Genomic DNA, 210 nt, shown 5'->3' on the forward strand with positions numbered 1-210 from the left:
TGGCGGCCAGTTTTTCCGAAATTGGACGCTGGGCCAAGGGGCGGACGCGGGCGCGTGGGGCGAAGACCAGATGCAGCGGCTCACTGGCGGATTTTACCGGGAGAGTGCGCCAAATCAGGGATTTTTGCTTGATTATCAACTGGTCGCATCCGGTGTTTTTGGTTTTACGGCGGGGCCGACGCAGGACTCGCAAAGCAAGTTTTCGGGGGT

General features: G+C 59.0%; 1 pseudogene. It reads left to right on the top strand.

The features are described from left to right. Nucleotides 1-210 (top strand): annotated as a pseudogene (locus tag ACQRA4_RS13960) (hypothetical protein); the annotation flags it as partial.

It is taken from the genome of Desulfovibrio sp. SGI.169, assembly GCF_050313595.1.
Taxonomy (GTDB): Bacteria; Desulfobacterota; Desulfovibrionia; order Desulfovibrionales; family Desulfovibrionaceae; genus Desulfovibrio.